At 66.3% G+C, this 404-nt stretch carries 1 protein-coding gene; it reads left to right on the plus strand.

The window, feature by feature from the left end:
- Positions 1-404, plus strand: a 404-nt coding sequence (locus AEA42_RS04455; RefSeq protein ID WP_156312302.1) for a CNNM domain-containing protein, incomplete at both ends; no start/stop codon positions are given.

Consider the following 404-nt stretch of genomic DNA (forward strand, 5'->3'; position numbering starts at 1 on the left):
GTCTCATCCCGTCCCGCGCGATTGTCCGGTCTGGTTGAGAAGGGCGTCAGTGGTTCGCGGCGCGCGCTCGTGCTGGCCTCCAATCCCGGAAAATTTCTTTCCACCGTTCAGATCGGAATCACGCTCGTCGGCGTGCCGTCAGGCGCTTTTTCAGGCGCCACGCCCGGCCCGCGCCTGTCCGCGTGGCTTGTGCGCGTCGGGTTGTCGCAACCCGTCGCCGATGCCGTCGGCGTCGGCGCGGTTGTCACCCTGATCACCTATGCATCTTTGATTGTCGGCGAACTGGTGCCGAAGCAGATCGCGCTGCGCGATCCCGAGGCGGTCGCGGTGAAGGTCGCGCCGGCGATGGTCGTGCTCGCGAAGGTGTCGCTGCCGCTGGTGTGGGTTCTGGATCGGTCCGGCAA

It is taken from the genome of Shewanella sp. Sh95 (assembly GCF_001308045.1).
GTDB lineage: Bacteria > Pseudomonadota > Gammaproteobacteria > Enterobacterales > Shewanellaceae > Shewanella > Shewanella xiamenensis.